The following is a 24437-nucleotide window of genomic DNA, read 5'->3' on the forward strand; positions in this document are numbered from 1 at the left end:
TTAACGATATTGATCATACAAAAACAAAAGCAGCCCACCCACAAACAAATGGAATATGTGAGAGATTTCATAAAACAATTTTAAATGAATTTTATCAAATAGCTTTTAGAAAAAAAATATTCAATACAATTGAAGAATTACAGGAAGATCTAGATCAGTGGCTCAGAGAATACAATGAAAGGAGGACTCATCAGGGAAAAAATTGCAATGGCAAAACGCCAATGGAAACTTTTCTTGACGGATTAAGAATAGCAAGAGAAAAAACCATCAATCAAAACTTAAACTGACAGTACAGATTTTTTTAAAAAAGTTAAAAATAAATTGATGAACAAAAGGGCAACTGTCAGATTAAATCCCAACTTCTACAAGCCATTTGGAGTCGATTACAATCGGCATATTTTATGATCCCATTTAAAATAAATGGATATCATGAATTATTAAAAATAATTTTAATCCTCCAGAAGACCTATAAGAGTAATTTATACAACAAAATTTAGTGTCATAATAAATGACGTCAGGTGTGACTTTTTGCCTGAATAAACTGGTCCACAAAAAACTAAAAAAAGTGATTTTAAAATCTAAAAACCAAGTCAAAATTTTAAGTATTTTCATAGTTTTAACTCTGACCGGGAACTGCTGTAAAGAATCTATTGATAACTAATTGGTTACAATCTTGCTTAAAGTACTAATATGATATCAATTCAATTTAAACATTCTTTATATTTAATATTATCTAGCTTCATATGCAGCTGTATGCCAATTTTTGCTCTGGCTAATAATGTTTCATGTAACCAGCATTATTTTCCAAACGACTCTGTTATTTATACGACAGTCAAAGATCAAGTGTTGAGTTCAAGTATATTTAAAATTGGTGATAAAACCTTTAATGGATATCAAACGGCAAATTCTTCATCCTTAGTTGATAACCTAAAAAAGAGAGCTTTTGAATATCAGCTTTATACAGTCATTTTCAAATCCTTGAATTTGGATTTTTCTCAAGAATGTAGAATTTTAACAAATAAGGATAGGACCCATCAAAGACTTTACATTAAAGAAAATGAATCATCAAAGAAGTATAGCCCTGATGATGATGAAGTTGAAAGCGATTCAGCATTGAGAAAAGCGTTAATTGCTGCAAAAGTTATTAAATTATTTTTAAATGATACATATAATAGTGATTTGAGTGTCTCAAAAGAAGATAAAAAATATACTGTAGTTTCATATTCAATAAATATAGAAGATAAAACTTTCAATCAGGAATTTAACTTAAATCAATTTTTGGGAAAGCTAGATCCATACGAACTAGGTATTGATAGCTTACTTCATGCTCGAAAAGTTTTAGCTGAGTTACCATTTGCCCAAATTAAAAATTTAATACATGTTTTGGGTTTACCCAATTCCATATTAGCAGGATTGAAAAAAAGACAAATTTCATTAATAAATGCATTGGACGCTGAAATCGAAATTTTATTTGGTGACAGTAGTGCTAATCTGAAGAAAATAAAATATTCTAACCGTCAATTGCAAAACAAAAAAAATGCCAGAATAATTCTCCGGCTTCGTAAATCTTTAAAAGAACGTCTTGAAAAAGATTTTAAAACGCATACAGACTTTGAAAGTTTTGATGAATATAAAAAGTATGTCATGCAATTTCCAGAGTATAGAGAAATAATTGAAAATTTTCAAAAAAATGCCCTACTTAAGCTTTCAAGGCATAATATCCGCAGAACTTCAATTTTAAAAAATGGATTTAAAAATATTTTTGAAACAGGAACTAGTTCTATTCTTGATTCGAATCAATATAAAGATATCAGAGTTGCATTTGAAGCTGGAAGTTTAGGATTTAGTCAATCAACATATGAATCATTAATTTCTCCGGAAATACGTCCTAAGTCTGCTTATGTAAAAAATCGTAATACTTTAATTTTTTTTGAAACACGGTATGGAAATGATCACTACTTATTTGATATTAATGAACTTTTAACTAAGTCTGAAAACACTTTGGTTACATTTACTTTAGGAGACTCCTTAGATCATAGCCATATATGGTATAGCCGGCCCTTACTTGCAGAAGATTTTCCATATTTAGCGGCTCCATTTATTCATGATTATCAGAAAAAACTAAATTCCAGTGAATTTGCTGTTATAGATTATAGAATGAAAATTCCAGGAAGCCAGCTGCCTGCCGTTTTACCCGAGTTTTTAGGTAATTTGGATAAAAGATTACGTGTGCAAATTAGAAATGATTATGGCGGCCTAGAACCAACGGGTCCTAGTGTTGATTATATTGAATCACAAGTGTTTGGGCACTTAGGTATCGATTCTGCAAAAAAAATCGCTATTCCCGAGAACGAAGCTCCCACACAACAATTAAATGAATTATATAGTCATCTTGGGATTGAAATTATAAAATACAAAAAAGGTGAATAAAAACTAAACTCATGTTCTTTATAAATTTAATCTTCACATCGCGAATACATTTTATCGGCCTCATCAGGAAAAGTGCTGATCTTTTTCTTTAATACTTCTAAATCCATAATATACCTCCTTGTATTGTTGTGAAATCAATTTACTAGATTTAGATTACTTTTAAAATGTGAGAAGGTTTGTTGATGTACCCGCCTTTTATTTAAAAAAACGCATTATGTTTTTGAAATTTCTGTTAAAAAATTTCGTGGTCCAACTTTGGCACCGTAACCACTAGACATTTTTTACGACGACAACAAAATGATATTAGATAGAACAGGGCTTATGCAAAAAAATTGTAACTTCTTTTATCCAAATGCCTGCCCTGGACGTTATAGAAGGAGGTGCAAAAATGAGTTCGTCAGGTATCCCGCTAAATCCTTTGCCGTGATCCACGGCAAAATAGATCAGTCATTTAAACTTTCACAATCTAGCTTGAAGCTTGCGGACTTTTTTTGATGGCTTCTGCTTATTGGAGAGGGATAAGACAGATGATCTTCAATTTGAATTTATGGGCTTTAACTCAGATGACGAAATGAGAAACTTTGCTTCAAGGTTCGCAGAAGCACTTCATCACGAAGCGACTAGCGAATTTAAAGTGAGGCTCGTGATTGAAAAACGTAAGAACGCCGTTTGTGCTTCCTGCCGAATTGCTTCTTAAAGAAGGGAGGGTTTTATAAATTTAGATGGCGCAAGAATTTATAATGAGGGAGTCAGGTTTGGCCACGACAATGAAGAAAAAATTCGGCACATCGTAAGCGACGTGAACTCCGTCTTTCCAATTTCAGAAGTTAGCATGAGATTCGTTAAGACCGGTCATGATTACGAGGGCTTACTTTGGGGCAAGGGAAATGCAGGTTAAGTTTCAGGCGGAATTTATGGAACTGAAATCAAAAAAGACTTTGGATAGTACAAAGAAGATTTCACATCCACGTGTGAAACTAGGACAGCGAAATTTCAGAATATCAGCTGTCGACACAGGGATGACTTAATTAAATTATTACCCGCATTAGCGGTACTGGAGAGGAGGACAAAATGTTTACTGAATCAATTCAACAAATACAACAAACATATTTTAAAGCCGATACGACTCACTTCAATCATAACAGCGAAACGATTCATGATATTTTTCAGCGCTGCCTGAACAATAGTCATCACTCTAGTTCTCCCAAGATTGAAGTAACGTGTTTTCTCGTTCCGTTTGGTGGAGTTTTCGCCGGTCGATCATACAAATTTAAGCTCGAATCTAACTCAAAGGAATACACACTGGACCTGAATAAAACCCATGAAGGTGTTGCAAAAAAAATTGAATGGGAAGAAGTCACCGTCAAAGGTTGGCTGGCTTTGGTTAAAGAGCTTTCTCGGTCTGGAAAATTTCATTTGATTGCAACGGCAAAGGGATCTTCGCTTGCAAGATTCGGTGATGCAGGAATTACGGAGGATGAAAATCTTTGGATAAGACCACTCAATGTGCTTCTTTAAACAGAGCGGGATGCCGTTATAGAAGAAGCCAATGAAGAATTGGGCGGAATTGATGTTCTTATAAACAATGCTGGCTATTGTCTGCGTGGAGTTGTTGAGCAAGTCAACGAAACTGAAAGACTCAAGCAGATAGGAGAATCTCTCCATCGACGCCAGAAAAAATTGCTAGAAAAATCATTAGGGTCATTAACAGTAAAAACCCACCGTTGCAGGTTACTGTGACTGTGGATTCCTACTTCTTTGGTCTAATCAGAAAGCTGTTATCTAGAAAGCTCTATCACGAAATTATGTATTGCTCATTACCCAAGGTTTTTCGTTGGGGTGAAGATGAGCACTACTTTATGGATACGGAATATGAGCGACGTGAACCTGAAAAAGAGCTAACTGAGCAGAAGTTTCCCTTGCCAGATCCGAACTCAATTAGGAGGCCGTCTAAATCGGAGAGGTCAGGTAAGAACGATTTAACTATTTTGAATGGTATGGGGTCGTTTCACAGCAATAAAGGCGCCTAGCAAACTTTAGCCATAAAATGCTACTTTATCTGGAGAACTAGAATATCTCCTGTGCGGGTAAAAATCTCAGAAAGACCTACCGAATGGATCCTGTTTTTTAACCTCACTGTATGATGTGGCTAGATTCAGTGCGAACATTTACAGTTGTTAAACTCATAGGATTTGTAAAATTCTTTGACATTTCAAAAATAGATTCATAAAAACAAGACTTTATCTAAATTTTCTGATTTAATTTTGCCTTAACAAATAGTTTATTTTTCTTGGTTGCCTCTAGCTTGGAGTTGGCTCAGTGTTTTTATTGGCTTAGCTTTTGTATCGTGTATCGATTACAGGGGGTTTCATGAACTACAATCTTATTCGATCTTTTTTAATCCTATTTGCCACGGCAAATCTATTTCATCAAGCGAAGGCGGCTGGTACCATCTTTGATGCATCAAGTGTCGACTATGGAGCAAAAAAAAATTTGTATTTCCTATCTGGACGCCTACAATTTCTTAAACATAGTAAAACTCTCGTCACGATAGAATCAAAAAATCAGGAGGAGCTCACATGGCAAAAAAAGTCTCTCGCCAATTGCACTCAGTTGGCAATCACTATAGCCCAATTAAACAGGAAAAGTAGTCCCAAAGAGCCCTACGAAGCGGGAATTTCTGCTAGCGTGATCACTAAAAAAACCGGATTCGGTTATTTCAATTGCACCGTGGTTAAATCCCTCAAACCAGTCGGGAAAATAGTTGGAAAAGGAAAGAGCTAAGATTTTATGAGAATACTTTTTATACTTTTTTCTATTTCGACTCTATTAATTGTCTCCCTAACGGGTAAAAAAGAAAAAAATAGAAATAATAAAGAGGTAATCCAAACTAAAATAAAACAATCTACCATGCCTTTTCAAGAAAAAGGCATGGGGATTGCCAGCGACCTCCATATAAAAGATTCCCATACAAGTGAAGCTCATCAAAAAGGTAAAGGTTATCTAAAAACTATACCTCCTAAGACTTTACCCTTGTCTGCTGCTCAAACGCCTTCGACAAATACTGTTACAACCTCTACGACTGAAGGAAATAATCACCTTGATTACGAGTATTCAGAACTAATTGGAAATAGGCTTGATGAAATCATTAAAAGACAAAACTCTGATGATGATCCAGAGTCTATACAAAATCAACTTGATTTCCTCGTTTATCAATGTTCTTCCTATGAAGAGCGGTTAGGATATCAGGAAAAAATAGATAAAATTTCTGAAGATATTGAATATTTAGATTCAAAGGATTCATTTACCTATGAATAATTTTTAGGTAAAAAATTATTTAAGGGCTAGTGAGGATAAAAGCTATTTCGGCTTACCTTCCTAAGTATTCCCCGGCGGGTCCTTGCTCCTGAATTAACAAGCAATTAAAATAATGGAACTTCGTAGCTGGTTTGATGAGATATCAAATCAACATGTAGACGATTCAAATAACGCAGAGCAAACGTCAAGACTGTTGCTGTTAGATTTGAATTTTTTTCCAATTCAGAAAAACTCATAATAGTTTTTCCGATGAATGAAGGTTGAAAATATAAACAAATGTCTCAAAAATAGAAATCAATCACAACTCAAGCCAAAATTCTTAAAAAAAATCGACATAGTAGTGTTAACTAATTTAAATATAAAACTTACTTTATCATTTTAATACTCATATAACATATTAATTATATTAGGTATTAGTAGGTTATATAAATATCTTTGTTCACAAATGTTAATTTTATATTAAATTTTTGAAGTATTTGGCATTCTGTACTTGGATCTAAATTAGAGGAACAAGAGGATGTGTTCAAAGTTTAGAACAGGGACTTCTCGAGAGTTAGAAATTAAACTTTAAAAATGCGAAAGCAAAGGAAAATTTTATGAATAACAAAAATATATTATTAAAAAAATTAACATTAACTACGGCAGGCATTGCACTCACTTTAAGTCAAATTGGCTGTAACAAAAAAGCAGAAACAGCAGCGGCTTCGGTTTCAACTTCCTTTAACATGACGGCTTCTAATAAAGCGGCAACGGTTGCCATGAAGCCTTCACTACTTAATTTGTTAGTTCCAAAAGCTTTGGCTTTAGTTCCAGCAAATATAACTGATTCATCAGGACTAAGTATGGCTCTAACTAAATCATGGGTTGTTATTAAAGAAGTTGAGTTTAAAACTTCCGAAACTACTTCTTCTGAAGAGTCATCAAGTTCAGAAGTTTCATTCAAAGGGCCATACTATGTTGATCTATTATCAAACGCTCCTCCAGCGTTAGATGTTAAAACAATACCAGCAACGCCTTTTCAGAGAATAAAAATGAAACTAGAAAAAACTGGAACGACCCTACCTAGTGGCGCGCCAAACGAATTAGCTTCAAATAGTATCTTTATCGCCGGGACAATTGGCTCCGGAGGATCTGCTGTTAGTTTTACTTTTGCTTCTGACGATGGTAGCGAATACCAAATCAGCGGCCCCAAAGCAGTGACTCCAAAAGAGGGAACGCAAATATTGGTTGAGATCAACTTTTCCAATATTTTTAAACAAATCAACATGTCCACAGTCACAAATGGAGAAGCTATTAGTTCCAGCAACAGACACGCAGGCACACATCTTTGTGATAACATAGACACAAGTGCAAATGATATTTATACTTGTATCAGAAAAGGATTAGAAAAGCATGCCGACGTAGGTGAAGACTCTGACAAAAGCGGAGACTTAGAATCTGATGAATCAGGAGTAAAACGGTAGTACGATAATGGGTAAAAATCAATTAACACAACCTACGCTTAAATCCACTCCCAACGTCTTCGAATTCGAAGACGTTGGGTCTTTTCTAAAAGAATGGTTACTTCATATTAAAACACAATACAAACTAAGCCTTCGTGATATCACCAAAGAGTCAGAGCTGTCCGTTGGCTACCTTTCCATGGTGTTAAATGGAAAGCGACGACTCAGTGAAAAAGCTCTACAAAAATTACTTATCCATCTTAAATTAAATCCTACAGAAAGAAAATTTTTAACACTACTTCATACCGTTGGCGAAACTGAATCCGCACTTCTTCGCGTAGAAGCCTTAAGTGAAATGGCAAAAATTGCTTCTTTTAAAAAATCAAATCAAAAAGAATTTGATACCCATAGGTATTTAACTAAATGGTTTTTTGTCGCCATCAGAGAAATGGTTTTGCTTCCTGATTTTTGCAATGATCCGATATGGATACAAGAACGACTACGCGGACGCATCAGCTTAAAAGAAGCTGCCGAGGCGATGGAATTTCTAGAGGAAAGAAAATTAATCGTTAAAGATCAGAATGGAAAATATGTATTACCGTCCGTCGACTTAAGTTGTAAAGAAGGCGTTTACAAAATAAGCTTAGGCGAATTTCACAGGCAAGTTCTTGAAATGGCTCACCGATCAATACATGAAGTTCCAAGAGACAAAAGATATATCCTGGGACGAACTGTTGCTATATCTAAAAAAGAATTTTTAAAAGCTAAAGAAATTTTCGATGAAGCTTTAAAACAAATTGAACAATTAGGAAAAACTTCTGATAACAATCAAGAAGTCTATCATTTTGAATTAGTAACATTCCCAATGACTGAAAAAAAGGAAGATGACAATGAAAAATAATTTCAACTTAATACTACTCGCCCTTATCTCAATACTGATTTCTTGTGCCAAAAAAGATCCCGGAACATCTACGGGAAATCCCTTAGTTAATCTTTCCATGACTTCATCTAATAGCGTTGCAACAGTTGCAACCAATTTCTATAATAAGTTATTTTCACTATTGATCCCAACAACACAAGCTAAACTTCCACCTAGCCTGATGTCAGACAGCCAAGCCAATTCCATCACAATAAGTAGCTTCTGGGTCTCACTTGGCGAAATCGAATTAAAAGCCAATGAAGCTGCAGAGGCTAGTGAATCTGAAAACGCAGAAACATCATTTGCAGGACCCTACAATATCGATATGCTAAGCGATACTCCTTCAAACTTTACAACAGGCCGCATCCCCTTATCTTCATTTAGACGCTTAAAGTATAAATTTAAAAAAATACTTTCACTACCAGACTCTGCCCCAACAGGTGCTTTAAATAAGGCTGTCTATATATCAGGTTCTGTCAATGGAAAACCTTTTATATTTTCTTCAAGTTCTGAAATAGAAATGTCAATTGCTGGATCTAATGCTGTCGTGGCTGAAGATTCAACAACAATATTGATTCAAGTGCAAATTGCTAATTTAATTAGAAAGATTAATTTTTCAGCTGTTACTGCTGTTACAACTACTGATATTAATGAAGGTAATCGCCTAACAAGTGGCACGGTTATCTGTCCACAGATAGATACCTCTTTAACTGATGTCTATAACTGTGTATTAAAAGGACTTTCAACAGAAGCTAATCTTGGCAAGGATGTAAACAAAGATGGCTCCCTTGATAACGATGAGCCATCAGTTAAATAATCGTCTCTGAATTTTCTTGGGTTTGGTAACTCAGACTCTTGTTCCGATCCTAAAGCGTTTCAAGGACGATTAATTGTAAATTGAAAGTTTTGACCAAAGTTTGAGTAGTAGCCCCCTTTGGAATTTTCAATATAAATTTCAAATTGACCCGAAAAATTACGTCCCAAAGGAATTGTCGATAGATATCCCGCTCGAGCCTCACTAAGTATGCTTCTACCAATTTCATGGCCGTTAGCTATTGCGATAGCCCATAGCGAACCGTAAGATCCGTGTCCGAGATTGATCTGGGCATTGCCTGGGATCATGATACTAACATAGACCCCTTGATAATCCTCGAAGTAGCTTGCGCAAACCTCTTTGAAACAATCAATTTTAGGATATTTTGGGACTGACACCGCTGCGCGAGCCATAGGACCCGCCAACATAAACATTCCCATAACAAGAACTGATAATAATTTCTTTGAAGACACCATATTTTCTGACATTTTGAACTCCTTTTTTTTCTTTTTGAAATATCTAACAGCATTTAAGATTTCATAATATTACTTTTATTATTCGATATATTAATGTAAATATTAATATATTAAAGCTTAACCCTTCCAGATGGAAATGCCGGAATGAATTTTAAACTGATTTCTTACTTTATAGATATTGCCCAAAAAAAAAGTTTTAGCGAAGCCTCTCTTCGCAACCATATCAGTCTTCCGGCCATGAGCCAGGCCATCAAAAGGTTGGAACAAGACCTTGGATTCCCATTATTCCAGCATGGAAAAAATAAATTTGCGCTTTCTCCAGAAGGGGAAATTTTTTTACCCCAGGCCGATCAAATCCTCAAATCCTGGAAGGAGATTAAGAAAATAAATTCGAAGTCGCCAAAATCGACCGAAAATCAGGAAATTATTTCATTAGCGGCGCCCTCAAGTCTCTATAGCTCAATTTTTATTGAAGAATTGAGCCGACTCTGTGTTGCGCAAGAGTTTCAACTCCGATTGTTTACTGGGAACAGCCGAGAGATTAGACATCTTCTAGAGTCCCGTACCTGTGATTTTGCAATCTGTCTTGATGATCCCTTCCTGAAAAATTTTACCTCCCAGTCGCTCTACAAGGGGTATTTTGGGCTTTTTCAAAGCCTTAATTACAGTAAGGGAGAGGCTTTGATTGTTGGTGATTTTGGACTTGAAGTGAAAAATCTGATGGCTTTCTATCAAATGAAATTCAAGAGACCCTTACCTATAGTTGCAGAAGTAGCGAGCTGGGATTTAATAGCCCAACTTGTCGAGCTAAAAACGGGGCAGGGGCTTTTACCCGATTTTCATAAGATCACACGAAGCAAAAACGTCATCCAGGTCTTAAAAAAATACCCGCAGACAAGTTATGAGATTAAAATTTACGCCCATTCCAACAGTTCAAATAGGCTCTTTAACTTTCTTGCCGACAAATTTAAAAATCGCCTGGTGAAATAACTTGAATGGGATTGGCTCGTCTAAATAAGGATTTCAAGGCGTAAGTATAGATGACATTGTTGCAAAAACAAAATTGGACTTGGGATAGGCCCTGGTTGATGAAGTCATCAAACCTCAAATAAGTCGGTAGCCAACACCAGGCTCGGTCAAAAGGTGTTTTGGTTCAGAAGGATTTTTTTCTATCTTTTTTCTCAGTTGATTAACGTAAATCCGCAAGTAGTGGCTCTGGTCCTCGGCAAGACTGCCCCAAATTTGTTTCAATAACTGGGTTTGTGGAACAACTTTACCATGATCCCTGACAAGTCTGGAAAGAACTTCGTATTCTGTTGCCGTCAATTTTATTTCTTTGCCAGATACAATTACTTTTTTTTGTGACAAATCAACTTCTAAATCATCCGAGATGAAAATTGGAGTTGCCTCTATCAATCCAATATTTCTAAGTGCTACGCGGACACGAGCAAGCAGCTCCTTGGCCCCAAATGGCTTTGTTAGGTAGTCATCTGCCCCGGCATCGAGAAGTTGAACTTTAACTTGCTCTCCATCCATCACCGTCAAAATAATTATTGGGACTCTCGTCCATTTTCTCAAAGTCTTTAGCACTTCTAGACCATTCATGTCTGGCAACCCTAAATCAAGAAGCACAAGATGAGGATGAAACTCAGATACCTTTTCCATACCTGACTTGCCGTCAACAGCCTCAGCTATTTTATACCCATTTCCCTCAAGACTCATCTTGACGATGTTTCGAATCGCCTGTTCATCATCAATCAGAAGAATACGAACATCATTACTCATTTGCAGATTCTCCTGGGATTTTCGGCTGAGCCTCCAGAGGCAATTCGACGATAAAACAAGCCCCGTGCGGATTCACATTATGAATACTGACGCGGCCTTTGTGTAACTCAATAATGCTTTTCACTATTGAAAGTCCCAAACCTGTTCCACCTGTGGGACTTCCTGGAACACGATAAAATTTATCAAAAACTTTATCCATTGATTCTTCCGGAATACCAGGCCCCTGATCTTCAATTTCTAATACAAAATGTGAGTCAGCACGTCTCTGAGTGATTTTAATTTGTGTTCCTGTCGGAGAATACATTGCTGCGTTTAGAATTATATTTGAGAGGGCATGTTCCATAAGTCTATAGTCCATCTTTACCAAATGAATTTCATCAATGAAATTTATTTGAATCTTATGTTGGGATAGTGACTTTTCAAGTTTTTTTAATACGACACTCAGCAGATCGCTGAAGTCATGCCACTCTAATTTCAAAGACAATACTCCCGAATTAAGTCGGCTCATATCCAAAAGATTTTCAATAACTCGGTTTAAACGGTCACCTGCCTCATTTAATCCTAAAGCAATCTCTTTTACATATCTATTTCCACCTGTAAGCTCATCACTTTCTAATGCCGATGCAGCACCTAAAATGGCAGTGAGTGGCGTTCTCATTTCATGAGAAATGGAGCTTAGCAAGGTCTGATGAAGTTCTTCAGAATCCTTCAAACGTTGAGTTTCAGCAAAACGTTTTGTCAAAAAGTGTTTTTCAATTGAAGCCCCAAGCTGTCGAACAATAGAAAGAAGAAGGCTCTCCTTCTCAAGATCAAGTTTCCGAGCTTTCTTTGTTGGTTGAAACACAAAAACTCCGACAGTTTCAGAAGTTCCCTTAAGAGGAACAAATAACGCGCGTGACTGTGCAAGAGTGTCAGTAGACCAGCCAGCAGATTTCTTATTTTCAAAGCACCACTGAGCAACAGCCTGATCTTTTTCGTTGAGTCTAACAGAATAAGATTTTGCCTCTTCAAACTCAAGTTTACCCTGACTCGATTTCAAAACAACTCCACATGAAGCATCTAGCAAAGCGCCAACTCTCTTAGTAACTTTACTTAAAAAATCTGATTTCTCTGTCGCATTTGCTATGTCTTTAAGGACCTCATAAAGAACATTAGTTCGTTCCTCACGCTCGCGCATCACTTTCTCATGAAAACGAATTCGATTGGTCAAAAATCCAGTGATCAAAGCGACGACAAAGAACGCAATACACATTAAAAAATCTTCAGTATTGTTAATTGCGAATGTCATCTTTGGTTGTATAAAAAAATAGTCCCAAATAAGAGTGCTCATGCTTGCCGCAAATACCACAGCTCCGATAGAGCCAAACATTCCAACAATAATTGTCGCCAAAAGAAAGATAAAGCCAACTGCTCTATATCCAATGTAACCATCTAGAGCTGCACCCAAAAAACTAACTCCAACAATTGAACAAAAAGTGTTCCAATATTTTACAATACCCGTTTTTGATCGATAATAGGAGAGTTCATCGATGAGACTTGGTTTAATTAACGAGACTCCCTCTTGTCTAATAATATGTACATCAACTTCAAGACTTTCGCGAACAAGTCTCTCTAAAAGATTTCCCCTTTCAATAACATCCCGAAACCATCTACGGGTTGGTCGACCTACAATAACCTGAGTCACATTTTTAACTCTACAAATTCTTCGCACCGCTGAAGGTACGTCCACCTCCGTGGTGGTGATCACTTCTGCCTTAAGTTCTCGTGCAAGATTGAGGTTTTTTACCAGTTGGGCTTGATCGGTATCATTTAATGAAATTCCAGTATCGACATGCAATGCGATCCAAGGCGCCTCAAGATTATAGGATAGCCGCCGAGTTGCACGGATCAGTTTTTCAGAATAAGGGCTATGGCTAACCGCCGCCAGCAACCTTTCATTTGTCTGCCATGGGCTTCCTTCAGCTCTGACACTGACAAATCTCTGTAAATCCTGATCAACACGCTCTGCCGTCATTCTTAGGGCAATTTCACGAAGTGCTGTTAGCTTGTCTTCTTTAAAAAAGTTCTGCGCCGCTCGATCCGCTTTATCGCCAAGATAGACTTTTCCCTCTTTCAATCTCTTGAGAAGTTCAGTCGGTGCAATGTCCACAAGTTCAACTTGACTGGCGCGTTCCAAAATACTGTCTGGCACTGTTTCGCGAATGGGAATACCCGTAATGGCTTCGACTGAGTCTTTGCGACTTTCAAGATGTTGAACATTGAAAGCGGTGAATACATCAATGTGAGCATCCAGGATTTCTAAGACGTCTTGATATCTCTTTTCATGTCGAGATCCAGGAGCGTTAGAATGTGCCAACTCATCAACAACAACAAGCTCAGGTCGCCTACGAAGAATTTCTTCAAGATCCATTTCTTCGAGAGTAGCACCACGATATTTGACTTTCTTTTTCTGAATAACAGGAAGACCCTCTGTAAGAGCCACTGTCTCAGATCTTCCGTGCGTCTCAACAATCCCTACGACGACGTCAGCTCCCTCTTTTAATTTTTGATGGGCTGCCCGAAGCATGGCACAGGTTTTTCCTACGCCTGCCGACATGCCCAAAAAAATTCGGAGCTTTCCTTGTTTTTGTTTTTTTTCTTCCTCTTCCATGGCACTCAAGAGCGCATCTGGATCAGGTCGGTTATCAGAATTCAATTGAATCTCCTATTGCATACTATTTTGTCTTCAGCGGCGCTGACTCAATGCCTTGAGCCGTATCAAGGGCCATATTGAGGACGAGAACATTCACCCTCGCCTCCCCAAGAATTCCGAACTGTCGACCTTCGCTTGCTTGTTCTATGAGGCTTTGTACTTTCTCATTCGTGATATTCCTTGCTTTTGCCACCCGTTGTAATTGGTACTGTGCGGCCGCTGGACTTATATGAGGGTCCAAACCGCTGCCTGAGGCAAAAAGTAAGTCGTGCGGAGGCTCCACCGTTTGTTCTGGATGAGCTGCCTTCAGTTTGGTTTTCCTCTCATCAACGATTTTCTTTAAATCGGCACTTGCCAGTCCAAGATTTGATCCACCTGATGGAAGCGGATTGTAGTCAACTGCCGATGGTCTTGACCAAAAATACTCAGATTTCTCAAACTTCTGAGCAATCAATCGAGATCCAACGACTTGACCACCTCGAGTTAAAAAATCTCCGCTTGCTTGGCGTTGAAATATGGCTTGAGAAATTCCCGTCATGACAAAGGGGTAAAGAAAACCAAGTAAAACTATCATAAACAGTTTAAATCGAATTGCAGGCATTACATATTTCATAAAAACTCCCTTTGGTCTAAACCAAACCAATAGACGTGATTAGGATATCAATCAGCTTAATTCCAATAAATGGAATGATAATGCCGCCAATACCGTAAATTAATAAATTTCTTCTCAGAACTGCCGATGATCCTTCTGCAAGATAAGGTACCCCTTTAAGAGCCAGTGGAATCAATGCCACAATGACAAGTGCATTAAAAATAACTGCGCTTAAAATTGCACTTTGTGGAGACACTAGCCGCATGACGTTCAACACAGCCAATGGCCCTTCTTTTGTTCCCTGAATAATATAAAGTGTACTAAAAAGGGCCGGAAGAATCGCAAAATACTTAGCCACATCATTGGCAATACTAAATGTAGTCAGTGAACCCCTGGTCATTAAAAGCTGTTTGCCAATTTCAACAATTTCAATCAGCTTCGTAGGGTTGCTATCAAGATCCACCATATTTCCTGCCTCACGTGCGGCCTGCGTTCCCGAATTCATTGCCACACCGACATCAGCTTGGGCTAATGCAGGGGCATCGTTGGTACCATCACCGGTCATCGCGACGAGATGACCCATGGCCTGCTCATCCCGAATGCGCTTCAATTTTGTTTCAGGAGTTGCTTGCGCCATGAAATCATCGACACCAGCCTCAGCAGCAATAGCAGCGGCGGTTAGAGCATTATCACCCGTAATCATAACAGTCCTAATTCCCATTTTCCTGAGCTCAGAAAAGCGCTCTTTAATCCCACCTTTCACGATGTCCTTCAGTTGCACAACACCAAGAATCTCCTTGCCATCTGCAACAACCAAAGGAGTCCCTCCTTTTTTGGCAACTCCATCAATAATTCCATCCAAATCTTGAGGAATGCTTCCTCCAAGACCTCTTACATATTCCTTTACAGCGTCACCTGCGCCTTTGCGAATATTTCTTCTTCCTGCTAAGTTTTGAAAATCAATTCCACTCATTCGTGTGTTAGCAGAAAATGGAATGAATTGGGCCTGAGCAGGCTGAACACCTTCAGCCCTTATGGAAAACTTTTCTTTTGCTAGAACTACAATAGATCGTCCCTCTGCTGTTTCATCTGCAAGAGACGCCAGTTGAGAAGCCTCAGCAAGCCTTTCCTGCGTTACACCCTTTACAGAAAGAAAGGCCGTTGCCATGCGATTTCCCAAAGTAATTGTCCCGGTTTTATCTAGTAAAAGAACATCAATATCTCCGGCAGCTTCAACCGCACGACCGCTTGTTGCAATAACATTTCTTCGGATAAGCCGATCCATTCCGCTAATACCGATGGCACTTAATAATCCTCCAATTGTTGTCGGAATAAGGCAAACTAAAAGAGCAATCAGGACAGGCACCGTAACGATGGCACCTAAATCTTGGCCTGCCGCTGAAGCACTGTAGTCGGCAATTGGCTTCAAAGTCATCACTGCAAGCACAAATATAATTGTGAGTCCTGCTAGCACGATACTTAGGGCAATCTCATTCGGAGTTTTTTGCCTTTTAGCCCCCTCAACCAATGTAATCATTCGATCTAAAAAGCTGTGTCCAGGTTCTGCGGTAATACGAATGAGGATTCGGTCGCTAATAACTCGCGTTCCGCCCGTGACAGCACTGCGATCACCACCGGATTCACGAATAACAGGAGCTGACTCTCCAGTGATAGCTGATTCATCAACACTGGCAATCCCCTCGATGACTTCGCCATCCCCTGGAACAATATCTCCTGCCTCACAAACAACCACCATACCCTTCTTTATGTCAGCGGCACTGATTCTCGATTCTGTTTTGCCTTTCATGAGCCGAGCCACCGTTTGAGTTCGAGTTTTCTTCAAACTTTCTGCCTGGGCTTTACCTCGCCCTTCAGCGATGGCCTCAGCAAAATTGGCAAAAAGGACCGTAAACCAAAGCCAAATCGAAATTTGAAATTCAAAAAATTTCGATCCAAGACCCATGTTGAAAATAACATAGACCGTTGTCATGATGGCTCCGATAAGCGTGACAAACATGACAGGATTTTTCATTTGTATTCGTGGGTCCAACTTTAAAAATGATTCCTTTAAAGCTGACACAACAAGTTTTGTGTCGAACAATGGGTTTTGATTAACTTCTGACATATATCACCTCTTAAAAAGTTTGACCCTTGATCATCATAAGATGCTCAACGATGGGTCCTAATGAAAGACTAGGCAAGAAAGTCAATGCTCCTACTATAAGAATCACTCCCACCAATAAAACTGCAAACGGACCTGAATCTGTTTCAAAAGTACCAGATGTTGGAGGTGAATATTTCTTTTGTGCCAGACTTCCTGCAACTGCAAGTATTGGGACGATGATTGCAAAGCGACCAATAAACATCGCAACGGCCAACATCAAATTATAGTACAAAGTATTTGCATTCAAACCTGCAAAGGCACTTCCGTTATTCGCTGCCGCTGAAGTAAAGGCATAAAGCATTTCAGAAAAACCATGAGGCCCTTTATTCGCAAGACTTGAAAGTGCTGCTGGAGATAAAGCAGAAATTGCAGTTCCAATTAGAATTGAAGCACATGGAGCCAAAATCGCGAGAATGACCATCATCATTTCATTCGCCTCAATCTTTTTACCCATGTATTCGGGAGTTCTTCCAACCATCAATCCGGCTATAAACACGGTCAGCAAGACAAAAAGAAGCATTCCGTAAAGACCTGCTCCAACACCACCGAAAATGATTTCACCAAGCATCATGTTGACCATGGCAATAGCACCTGACAGTGGCGAAAGAGATGAGTGCATCGCATTCACGGCGCCGCAAGAAGCAGAAGTCGTGATTGCAGAGAAAAAGACACTGTTGAATACGCCGAATCGTGTTTCTTTCCCTTCCATAATACCAGCTTGGTTGAAAACAGGATTCAATGTAAATTCTGATGCTAAAGAAAATGCCGTAAATGTGATAAACATTGCCAGCATTGTTCCAAAAATAACCCGGCCATGCTTTCGAGACTTGGTCATTATTCCGTAGGTATATGTTAGTGCCCCACCAATTGAAAAGATGGAAAGCATTTGCAAAAAATTAGATAGCGGCGTCCAATTTTCAAAAGGATGTGCAGCATTTGCATTAAAAAATCCACCGCCGTTAGTTCCAAGCATTTTTATAGCCACTTGCGAAGCTACTGGTCCCAAGGCAATTGTCTGCTTCAAGCCCTCAAGGGTCATAACATCAACATAAGCTGCAAAAGTTTGGACTATACCTTGACCAACCAAGATAAGAGTCAAGATTACACAAATTGGTAAAAGAATATAGACAATGGCCCGTGTGGTATCAACCCAAAAATTTCCAATGGTCGCTGACGACCTTCGAACTATTCCACGGGTCAAGGCGATGGCGATGGCAATGCCACAGGCTGCACTTAAGAAGTTCTGAACAGCAAGAGCCGCCATTTGCGTTAAATAACTCATTGTCACTTCACCAGAATATCCTTGCCAGTTTGTGTTAGTGATAAAACTTACAGAAGTATTCAAAGCCGAGTGCCAAGAAACATTTGGCAGAGCTTGCGGATTAAGAGGTAACCAGGCCTGTGTCATTTGGAAGGCCATCAGAACTAAAATTCCAACCAGATGGAAAATCATAAAGGCCGCAGCATACGCCCTCCAGCTCATCTCTTCAGATGGATCAATTCCCGAAGTCCTATAAGTCAGATTTTCCAACCACCACAAAGGTTTGTGCAGCCAAGTTTTTTCTCCCTGAAACACCTTGGCCATAAATCGACCCAAGGGAGGAGTGATTGCTATGAGTAAAGCAACATAGATAATAAACTGTATGTAATCGTTGATTCCCATATCAACCTCAAAACTTTTCTGGGTTAAACAAGGCGTAAATTAAGTAAACCAGAACGGTGCATCCAATCACCCCTGCGACGACAAAATCCATAGATTCCTCCAATTTTACTTTCAATCATTTCAAACTAACTCTGACCGGCGTAAAAAAGATGTAAAAATCTCGACTTGATTCAATGCCCCGACTCTGTGAAAGAACAAGGTCTAGGCCTTGACTTAAAATGAGTACAAGATTGTCATTTTTTCGCAGAAAATATTTCAAAAGGAGTGAGGGTCACTCCCTTTGCCGAAGTTAAGGCTTTTTAGGACCAATAGGAGGATTTAAAATCATCGTCATTTTTGCGGGATCAAAGTCATTGAAGTTCAAAGTAAGCTCGCCATTCTTAAAGCTCGTAGGTCCGTTTTTACGAGTGACCGTAATGAGCGTTAATTTGGATTTTTGAATCAATACCTCGTTCAAATCATTAGTGAGCCAGCCTTTCAAGCTCTTAAGATCTTCAAGAGCAGATGCTGAAATATCCTCGTCACTAAAAGTCAGTTGAAGGTTAAACTTAACGGCAGTCTCAGAAATGGCAACTTTCAAAAGGAAAGCCTCATTAGCAAGAAGTTCCCGCTGGAGGAATTCTAGACCCGCATCAGCCACAGGAGCTTGAAGAAATAACACCTTAGACCCATAAACGAAGCGGGTTTCACGTGAATTGAACTGTAAAATTGAAACTTTCAATTTTTTAAGAATCTCAATAAAGGAATCCTTTGTAACCAATCCCATAGAATTTTTCAATGCTTCAAGCGAAGAAGGATTTTTTGGCATATCAACCACAACGGCATTCAAAGTGAATCCTTTCTCTGCGATGGTCCCGGAAATAGAGCTAGCAATGGGATCAAAACTAAGTTCTTGAGACTCAACAGACAAGGATTTCAATTTTTCTTTAATCTCCGTCGAGCTGGCTGAAAAATTTATTAGAATCGTGTTGTTGCTAAGATTGAAATCCCAGCGCTTACCGATGATGACAGTCGTAAATTTGCCAAGGTGAGTTTTGATCAATACATGGAAAGCTTCGGTCTAATTTTTTTCGTGAGCGGCTCGGCTAAAATTGTAATTTCAAACATTTATCGGGGTCTTCAACTGATTTTATAATTTTGTCAATAAGCACAGTGCTATTTTCAAGGTAAGCGTCGTCATTTTTAGATTTAATTAGTTCTTGAGTATTTAATGTTATTTTTATTTTTGCCTTTGGGCATGATTCCAGTTTTATTTCATAAACAACTGCATCCAAATCGATACGTAGATGCTTGCCAAAAATTATGATATCCTTTCGATTCATTACTAGTTTTAAATAATTATATATCGCTTTGTCCGATGGCAGTATGGTAACCAAAGAGTTTTCTAAAGTGTACAACTGCAATTCAATTTTAAAACCATCGAATTTAAGTTTTTGCCAAAGTTGACCTAAGTTCTTACCATAAAATATTTCTGCTTGTGATAGCTCTTCGGAAGTAAGCCCAGTATAGGGCCTTAAAAAGTTCCATCCGTATCCCCATCTGAATGAGTTTGGTAAAAAATTGACACCACCCATCTGAACACCAAAAAAATAAGTTTGAGCCACAGTGGCAGAAATATCATTGTTGAATGTTGAATTTAATTTACTTTGAATACAAGCTTTTAGCTGCACATCTGATTTATCCTTTTCATCTTTAGAGCCACCAAGCCAGTAGGCAACATCATGTTCAACACAACACTCGGTAAAATCAACTTCGAAAAATGAATTTGGGCTTAAGCTACAGCCATCAGATGTAAAAGGACGAAGAATCGGCTTGCTAATCGGGACTGTATCTTTACCGACCACCATGCCAAATAGCGCATTTGTTCTTTTAAACTGTGCAGATAGATTTGAACGTATATTCAGATTATACATTTCAGAAACTTTGGCACAAAAAACGTCACTACAAAACAATATTGCAATTAAATATAAATTGGTTTGTCTTAAAGAAAAAAGTCTCACAATTACTCCATTAAGTTTAATTAATTTCAAAAATGGGACCAAGATGTTTCAAATGGAAAAAACTAAACAAAAACACCTCTCAGAATCAATAATTTTGAATCTGAATATTCGGCCATGTCTTTTTTTCTGTACAAAATCTATCCACTACAAAAATTTCAAGTTTTACTTTATGATATCTGGGAATTAACGACCTCGTTTCTAAGTGTTAACCTGGGAAATTAATCCCAGCGCCTTTTTTGTTGAGAATAAGGACAGTTTATGACCAATCGTTTTCTAAAAATTATTATATCGTCACTTGTAGTTTCCATGTTTGCTTTTTCACAATCAGATAGGATTAAATATGAGTTTTGTTACTTTCAAAATAAAGTTACTTTTAAAAATAAAGTGAAGTCGACTCTGATATTAGATTTTTCAAATCATACCTTAGAATTTAGTTCTCCGTCGGCAATAAATGCTACTGATGTTTTTATGTACAATGTTAGATCTACACGAATACCAGTTTCCAGAGGAGCAATCTCTTTTCAAGGATCCAATTTCTTTAGCGGGCCACTTGAAAATAATGTAAATTCAGTTGTTCGTTATGAAGGTTCTGGTGGCATTAGATCGACTTACTATTTGATTACTTATTATAATGGAGATACCGGCCTCTATATCTATGATCTTGGTGCAGCTTCTTTTGTTGGAAGGGCTTCATCGTGCTATAATTAACTTCTACTCAGCGATGCCGAAGAAAATAAAGGTGCGGAATCTCAAAACGCAGACTTGTTGAAAAATCTATTGATGAATTAGCGATCACACCTAAACTAGATTTCTTGAAATGAGAAAAATGTCTCAAATTATTTTCCAAAATTTGACTTATTGGCCTGCTCCATGCCATCATTAGTTAGTATTATTTTATACTTGAATTGATGTTGGAGTCTAATTTTGAGGCGATTATACTTTGTAAATTACAAGATTGGCCAAACTCTAGTTGGTACACTTGTAGCTGCCGGAGTTGCAGCCGTGGTTATGGGTTTAATTATCGATGCTTTGATTCAACAAAATGTTTCTCAAAAATTTCTATCTCAGAAATTGGAAATGAATGACCTGACCGCAAATTTGTTAGCCACATTTTTGAAAGCCAACAATTGCTCTTGTCAGTTTAAAAATGATGTGAACGTAAATCCAAATTTTGAGAATTACTCAAGATTAGCGTTTGATTCGACTCAGCCGCCCAGGAGCCAGAAGATTTCCGTTAGAACCCTTTATTCTGGATGTAAAAGTGGGGCCTTTGTACCACCAATATTGGCCAAAGATGGCGAACTTATTCCAGGCTCATCTTTTAGTTTACTTGTTGATAAAGTTGAATTGGCGGAATTGGAACAAGTAGGGGCCTTACCTGATGAGTGGCAAGGACAGTGGCGTATCAGCTTTCAGACTGGGAGAAATGCACTTATCAGATCAGTCAAGCCAATTAGAGTGACCCAAAAAGTCAAACTTGACTTAACTGTTCCTGAAGCGGCAAGAATTCTTGGTTGCACTGGAATTTCAACAGGAACGGGAACTCCTGGGTTTTTAGCTAAATGGAGTCTGGTTCCTGGGATTTTGGATACCAGTGGAATATTTGAAGATTCAGTTTCTGGAAGAGTTGGAATAAAGACAAATGACATGATACCGACAAAGCTTCTTGGAATCGGTGGAAATTTTGCTGAGACAATAGGAATGGAACGTGGAGTATTCGGCACAGGTAGTGGTAAGAATTTTACCATCTCGGGTGGAGGTGCAGAGGCAGGTTTTCTTGATGGGGATGGAGGCAACCTTATCTTAGCCTCAGGAATAGCAACAGGTACTGGATCTTCAAGCATTCACTTTCAAACAGCCTCTTCAGGAGTTTCTGGTGGAGGTGACCGTGTACCTTCGACTAAAATGACCTTGCTTGGCAACGGGAATGTTGGAATTGGAACAGTGACTCCCGGAACAGGTTCAAAGCTGACTGTTGCTGGCCAAATCTCAGCAAAATCCTATTCCGGCGCAGCTGGAGCTATTAATTGGGCCAATGGAAATGCACAATCAACTAGTTTTGATTGTTCAACACCACTGACCTTTGAGAATCTCAGGGATGGAGGCTCTTATACCCTTGCTGTAACAAGTAATAACACCCTTCGCTGCGACTTTGCCACGGCAGTTACCGGTGATGATTCTGCGACTGTTGGTTACAGGTTTCAACCAGCAAATGGGGTTCGCCCAGTTAATACTCACACGATTTACTCTTTTCAACGAATTAACGATCAAGTCTATGTTTCATGGATGGTTGGTTTCTAATATTATGAACAAAAAAGTTTTTTCCTTTTTGATTTCAACTACTATTTTGGCGCTCGGAATCCTTTTTATGAGCTCAAAAGCCCATGCCTTCCGCACAACTATTGGCTTTTGGAAATCATCTCAGGCTACAAGTATGATTATGTCTTGGAATACCGCGAATATAACTTTAGGATCATCTCTAGCTAACCAAGTGAACCTCCCTTTAATTTTGGGCCCGATTTATAATTTTACTGTAGATTGGGGTGATGGTAACACAAATGTCATCAACATATGGAGTGACCCGAATCGGGTTCATACCTATGCAGCTCCTGGCATCTACACAATCAAACTGACAGGCCGCTTTGATCGCCTAATGTTCAATGGCGGTGGCGATCGCAATAAAATATTAAATGTTACCGCCTGGGGAAATAACGTTTGGACTTCAATGACACGTATGTTTAGAGGTTGTGAAAATTTGGTTATTTTGGCCGCCGATTCACCGAAATTGTCTTCTGTGACGGACATGTCATTTATGTTTAGTGATACCCTCTCAGCCACACAAAATATTAGTGCGTGGAATACATCGACTGTGACGAATATGTCTTATATGTTTTCGAATGCTACGGCATTCAATCAAGATATTAGCGCGTGGAATACATCAGCAGTGACGACTATGTCATATATGTTTCAAGGAGCTCATGCGTTCAACCAACCCATCGGTACATGGAATACCTCATCAGTTACAGTTATGTCGTATATGTTCGCCGACGCAACAGTTTTCAATCACGATATTAGCGCGTGGAATACATCAGCAGTGACAACTATGAAATATATGTTTTCGGACGCAACGGCATTCAATCAACCCATTGGCATATGGAATACGTCAGCAGTCACGGATATGTCGGCTATGTTTTTCGGCGCAAGAGTTTTCAATCAACCCATCGGTTCGTGGAATACGGCAGCAGTAAGGGATATGTCATACATGTTTTCAAATACCAACGTGTTTAATCAACCCATCGGTTGGTGGAATACGGCAGCAGTTACGAACATGGCACATATGTTTGCAGCTGCCAAATCATTTAACCAACCCATCGGTGCCTGGATTACGTCAGCAGTTACGAATATGTCATACATGTTTCAACATGCTCTTGTGTTTAACCAACCCATCGGAGCCTGGAATACGGCAGCAGTTACGGATATGTCATTCATGTTTCAACAAGCCTTCGTGTTTAATCAACCCAACGGTGCCTGGAATACATCAGCAGTTAGGAACATGGCACATATGTTTCGAGAGACCAACGCCTTCAATCAGCCCATTGGAGCCTGGAATACGGCAGCAGTTACGAATATGTCATCCATGTTTCAAAAAGCTAATGTGTTTAATCAACCAATTGGCACCTGGAATACGTCAGCAGTTAGGAATATGTCATTCATGTTTGACCAGGCCCGTTTCTTCAATCAACCAATTGGCCCTTGGAACACGGCAGCTGTCACCGACTTGTCATTCATGTTTCAACAAGCCTTCTCGTTTAACCAACCAATTGGTACCTGTAACACGTCGGCAGTAACGAAAATGGAATCTATGTTTATTTTTGCCAGTGTCTTCAACCAACCCATCGGGGCATGGAATACGGAAGCAGTCACGAATATGACCCGTATGTTTCAATCAGCTAGCACATTCAATCAAGATTTAAGTGGGTGGAATGTAACTGCAGTCGGGACAAACTATGTTGATTACAGGTTATTAGCGACTGCTTGGATTTTACCTAAACCAATAGGCTTTCCATAATGATGCAATGACAGGAGGTTGCTATCGATCATCCGTGTTGCAAATTCTGAATAAGCGGTACTTGAGAATCCGC

At 38.6% G+C, this 24437-nt stretch carries 21 protein-coding genes; 12 read left to right on the forward strand and 9 right to left on the reverse strand.

Features of this window, described 5'->3' with window-relative positions:
- From J0M15_05295 to J0M15_05330, 8 genes are all read left to right on the forward strand, one after another.
- Positions 1-287, forward strand: a 287-nt coding sequence (locus J0M15_05295; protein ID MBN8536445.1) for a transposase, incomplete at its 5' end; no start/stop codon positions are given.
- 466 nt (positions 288-753) lie between these two features.
- Positions 754-2430 carry a hypothetical protein gene (locus J0M15_05300; GenBank protein MBN8536446.1) on the forward strand — a complete coding sequence of 559 codons (1677 nt, stop codon included), beginning with the start codon at positions 754-756 and terminating at the stop codon, positions 2428-2430.
- Positions 2431-3501: 1071 nt separating this feature from the next.
- Positions 3502-3948 carry a hypothetical protein gene (locus J0M15_05305; protein MBN8536447.1) on the forward strand — a complete coding sequence of 149 codons (447 nt, stop codon included), beginning with the start codon at positions 3502-3504 and terminating at the stop codon, positions 3946-3948.
- 852 nt (positions 3949-4800) lie between these two features.
- The gene (locus tag J0M15_05310) at positions 4801-5214 is read left to right on the forward strand and encodes a hypothetical protein (GenBank protein ID MBN8536448.1); all 414 of its coding nucleotides are present in this window, start codon (positions 4801-4803) and stop codon (positions 5212-5214) included.
- 6 nt (positions 5215-5220) lie between these two features.
- A complete protein-coding gene (locus J0M15_05315) occupies positions 5221-5748 on the forward strand; it encodes a hypothetical protein (GenBank protein MBN8536449.1) in 528 nt (175 codons plus the stop codon).
- A 596-nt stretch (positions 5749-6344) separates the two neighbouring features.
- A complete protein-coding gene (locus J0M15_05320; GenBank protein MBN8536450.1) occupies positions 6345-7211 on the forward strand; it encodes a hypothetical protein in 867 nt (288 codons plus the stop codon).
- A gap of 7 nt (positions 7212-7218) precedes the next feature.
- Positions 7219-8091: a TIGR02147 family protein gene (locus J0M15_05325; GenBank protein MBN8536451.1), complete on the forward strand. Its 873-nt coding sequence runs from the start codon at positions 7219-7221 to the stop codon at positions 8089-8091.
- A complete protein-coding gene (locus J0M15_05330; protein ID MBN8536452.1) occupies positions 8081-8926 on the forward strand; it encodes a hypothetical protein in 846 nt (281 codons plus the stop codon). The genes J0M15_05325 and J0M15_05330 overlap by 11 nt, the downstream gene beginning before the upstream one ends.
- A 59-nt stretch (positions 8927-8985) precedes the next feature.
- Here J0M15_05330 and J0M15_05335 read toward each other — a convergent pair whose 3' ends face one another.
- Positions 8986-9411: a hypothetical protein gene (locus J0M15_05335; protein ID MBN8536453.1), complete on the reverse strand. Its 426-nt coding sequence runs from the start codon at positions 9409-9411 to the stop codon at positions 8986-8988.
- Between the two features lie 132 nt (positions 9412-9543).
- Between J0M15_05335 and J0M15_05340 the strand changes: the two genes are divergently transcribed.
- A complete protein-coding gene (locus tag J0M15_05340; protein MBN8536454.1) occupies positions 9544-10389 on the forward strand; it encodes a LysR family transcriptional regulator in 846 nt (281 codons plus the stop codon).
- 114 nt (positions 10390-10503) lie between these two features.
- On the opposite strand, the gene J0M15_05345 is transcribed toward J0M15_05340, so the two are convergent.
- From J0M15_05345 to J0M15_05380, 8 genes are all read right to left on the reverse strand, one after another.
- Positions 10504-11184 carry a response regulator gene (locus tag J0M15_05345; protein MBN8536455.1) on the reverse strand — a complete coding sequence of 227 codons (681 nt, stop codon included), beginning with the start codon at positions 11182-11184 and terminating at the stop codon, positions 10504-10506.
- Positions 11177-13879, reverse strand: coding sequence for a sensor histidine kinase KdpD (locus J0M15_05350; GenBank protein ID MBN8536456.1), 2703 nt, complete (start codon positions 13877-13879; stop codon positions 11177-11179). The genes J0M15_05345 and J0M15_05350 overlap by 8 nt, the downstream gene beginning before the upstream one ends.
- Before the next feature lie 19 nt (positions 13880-13898).
- On the reverse strand, positions 13899-14489 hold the full coding sequence (gene kdpC, locus J0M15_05355) for a potassium-transporting ATPase subunit KdpC (GenBank protein ID MBN8536457.1): 591 nt from the start codon (positions 14487-14489) through the stop codon (positions 13899-13901).
- 16 nt (positions 14490-14505) lie between these two features.
- On the reverse strand, positions 14506-16593 hold the full coding sequence (kdpB, locus tag J0M15_05360) for a potassium-transporting ATPase subunit KdpB (protein ID MBN8536458.1): 2088 nt from the start codon (positions 16591-16593) through the stop codon (positions 14506-14508).
- Between the two features lie 10 nt (positions 16594-16603).
- Positions 16604-18295: a potassium-transporting ATPase subunit KdpA gene (kdpA, locus tag J0M15_05365; GenBank protein ID MBN8536459.1), complete on the reverse strand. Its 1692-nt coding sequence runs from the start codon at positions 18293-18295 to the stop codon at positions 16604-16606.
- Between the two features lie 7 nt (positions 18296-18302).
- Positions 18303-18410, reverse strand: coding sequence for a K(+)-transporting ATPase subunit F (gene kdpF, locus J0M15_05370; protein ID MBN8536460.1), 108 nt, complete (start codon positions 18408-18410; stop codon positions 18303-18305).
- A 174-nt stretch (positions 18411-18584) separates the two neighbouring features.
- Entirely contained in the window at positions 18585-19337 is a 753-nt protein-coding gene (locus tag J0M15_05375) for a hypothetical protein (protein MBN8536461.1), read from the reverse strand.
- A gap of 43 nt (positions 19338-19380) precedes the next feature.
- The gene (locus tag J0M15_05380; protein MBN8536462.1) at positions 19381-20295 is read right to left on the reverse strand and encodes a hypothetical protein; all 915 of its coding nucleotides are present in this window, start codon (positions 20293-20295) and stop codon (positions 19381-19383) included.
- 258 nt (positions 20296-20553) lie between these two features.
- Between J0M15_05380 and J0M15_05385 the strand changes: the two genes are divergently transcribed.
- The 3 genes from J0M15_05385 to J0M15_05395 all read left to right on the forward strand — a co-directional run bounded on the left by J0M15_05385 (position 20554) and on the right by J0M15_05395 (position 24364).
- The gene (locus tag J0M15_05385) at positions 20554-21003 is read left to right on the forward strand and encodes a hypothetical protein (protein MBN8536463.1); all 450 of its coding nucleotides are present in this window, start codon (positions 20554-20556) and stop codon (positions 21001-21003) included.
- 216 nt (positions 21004-21219) lie between these two features.
- Positions 21220-22596, forward strand: a complete 1377-nt coding sequence (locus J0M15_05390; GenBank protein MBN8536464.1) for a hypothetical protein — start codon at positions 21220-21222, stop codon at positions 22594-22596.
- Between the two features lie 4 nt (positions 22597-22600).
- The gene (locus J0M15_05395) at positions 22601-24364 is read left to right on the forward strand and encodes a DUF285 domain-containing protein (GenBank protein MBN8536465.1); all 1764 of its coding nucleotides are present in this window, start codon (positions 22601-22603) and stop codon (positions 24362-24364) included.
- The last annotated feature ends 73 nt before the right edge of the window (positions 24365-24437 follow it).

Source organism: Deltaproteobacteria bacterium, from assembly GCA_017302835.1.
Classification (GTDB): Bacteria; Bdellovibrionota; Bdellovibrionia; order Bdellovibrionales; family Bdellovibrionaceae; genus UBA2316.

Bases quoted from the DNA above. Each gene is read 5' to 3' on its own strand.
- J0M15_05300 (MBN8536446.1), top strand. From the start codon at position 754: ATGCCAATTTTTGCTCTGGCTAATAATGTTTCATGTAACCAGCATTAT.
- J0M15_05305 (MBN8536447.1), top strand. From the start codon at position 3,502: ATGTTTACTGAATCAATTCAACAAATACAACAAACATATTTTAAAGCC.
- J0M15_05310 (MBN8536448.1), top strand. From the start codon at position 4,801: ATGAACTACAATCTTATTCGATCTTTTTTAATCCTATTTGCCACGGCA.
- J0M15_05315 (MBN8536449.1), top strand. From the start codon at position 5,221: ATGAGAATACTTTTTATACTTTTTTCTATTTCGACTCTATTAATTGTC.
- J0M15_05320 (MBN8536450.1), top strand. From the start codon at position 6,345: ATGAATAACAAAAATATATTATTAAAAAAATTAACATTAACTACGGCA.
- J0M15_05325 (MBN8536451.1), top strand. From the start codon at position 7,219: ATGGGTAAAAATCAATTAACACAACCTACGCTTAAATCCACTCCCAAC.
- J0M15_05330 (MBN8536452.1), top strand. From the start codon at position 8,081: ATGAAAAATAATTTCAACTTAATACTACTCGCCCTTATCTCAATACTG.
- J0M15_05335 (MBN8536453.1), bottom strand. From the start codon at position 9,411: ATGTCAGAAAATATGGTGTCTTCAAAGAAATTATTATCAGTTCTTGTT.
- J0M15_05340 (MBN8536454.1), top strand. From the start codon at position 9,544: ATGAATTTTAAACTGATTTCTTACTTTATAGATATTGCCCAAAAAAAA.
- J0M15_05345 (MBN8536455.1), bottom strand. From the start codon at position 11,184: ATGAGTAATGATGTTCGTATTCTTCTGATTGATGATGAACAGGCGATT.
- kdpC (MBN8536457.1), bottom strand. From the start codon at position 14,489: ATGAAATATGTAATGCCTGCAATTCGATTTAAACTGTTTATGATAGTT.
- kdpB (MBN8536458.1), bottom strand. From the start codon at position 16,593: ATGTCAGAAGTTAATCAAAACCCATTGTTCGACACAAAACTTGTTGTG.
- kdpA (MBN8536459.1), bottom strand. From the start codon at position 18,295: ATGGGAATCAACGATTACATACAGTTTATTATCTATGTTGCTTTACTC.
- J0M15_05385 (MBN8536463.1), top strand. From the start codon at position 20,554: ATGACCAATCGTTTTCTAAAAATTATTATATCGTCACTTGTAGTTTCC.
- J0M15_05395 (MBN8536465.1), top strand. From the start codon at position 22,601: ATGAACAAAAAAGTTTTTTCCTTTTTGATTTCAACTACTATTTTGGCG.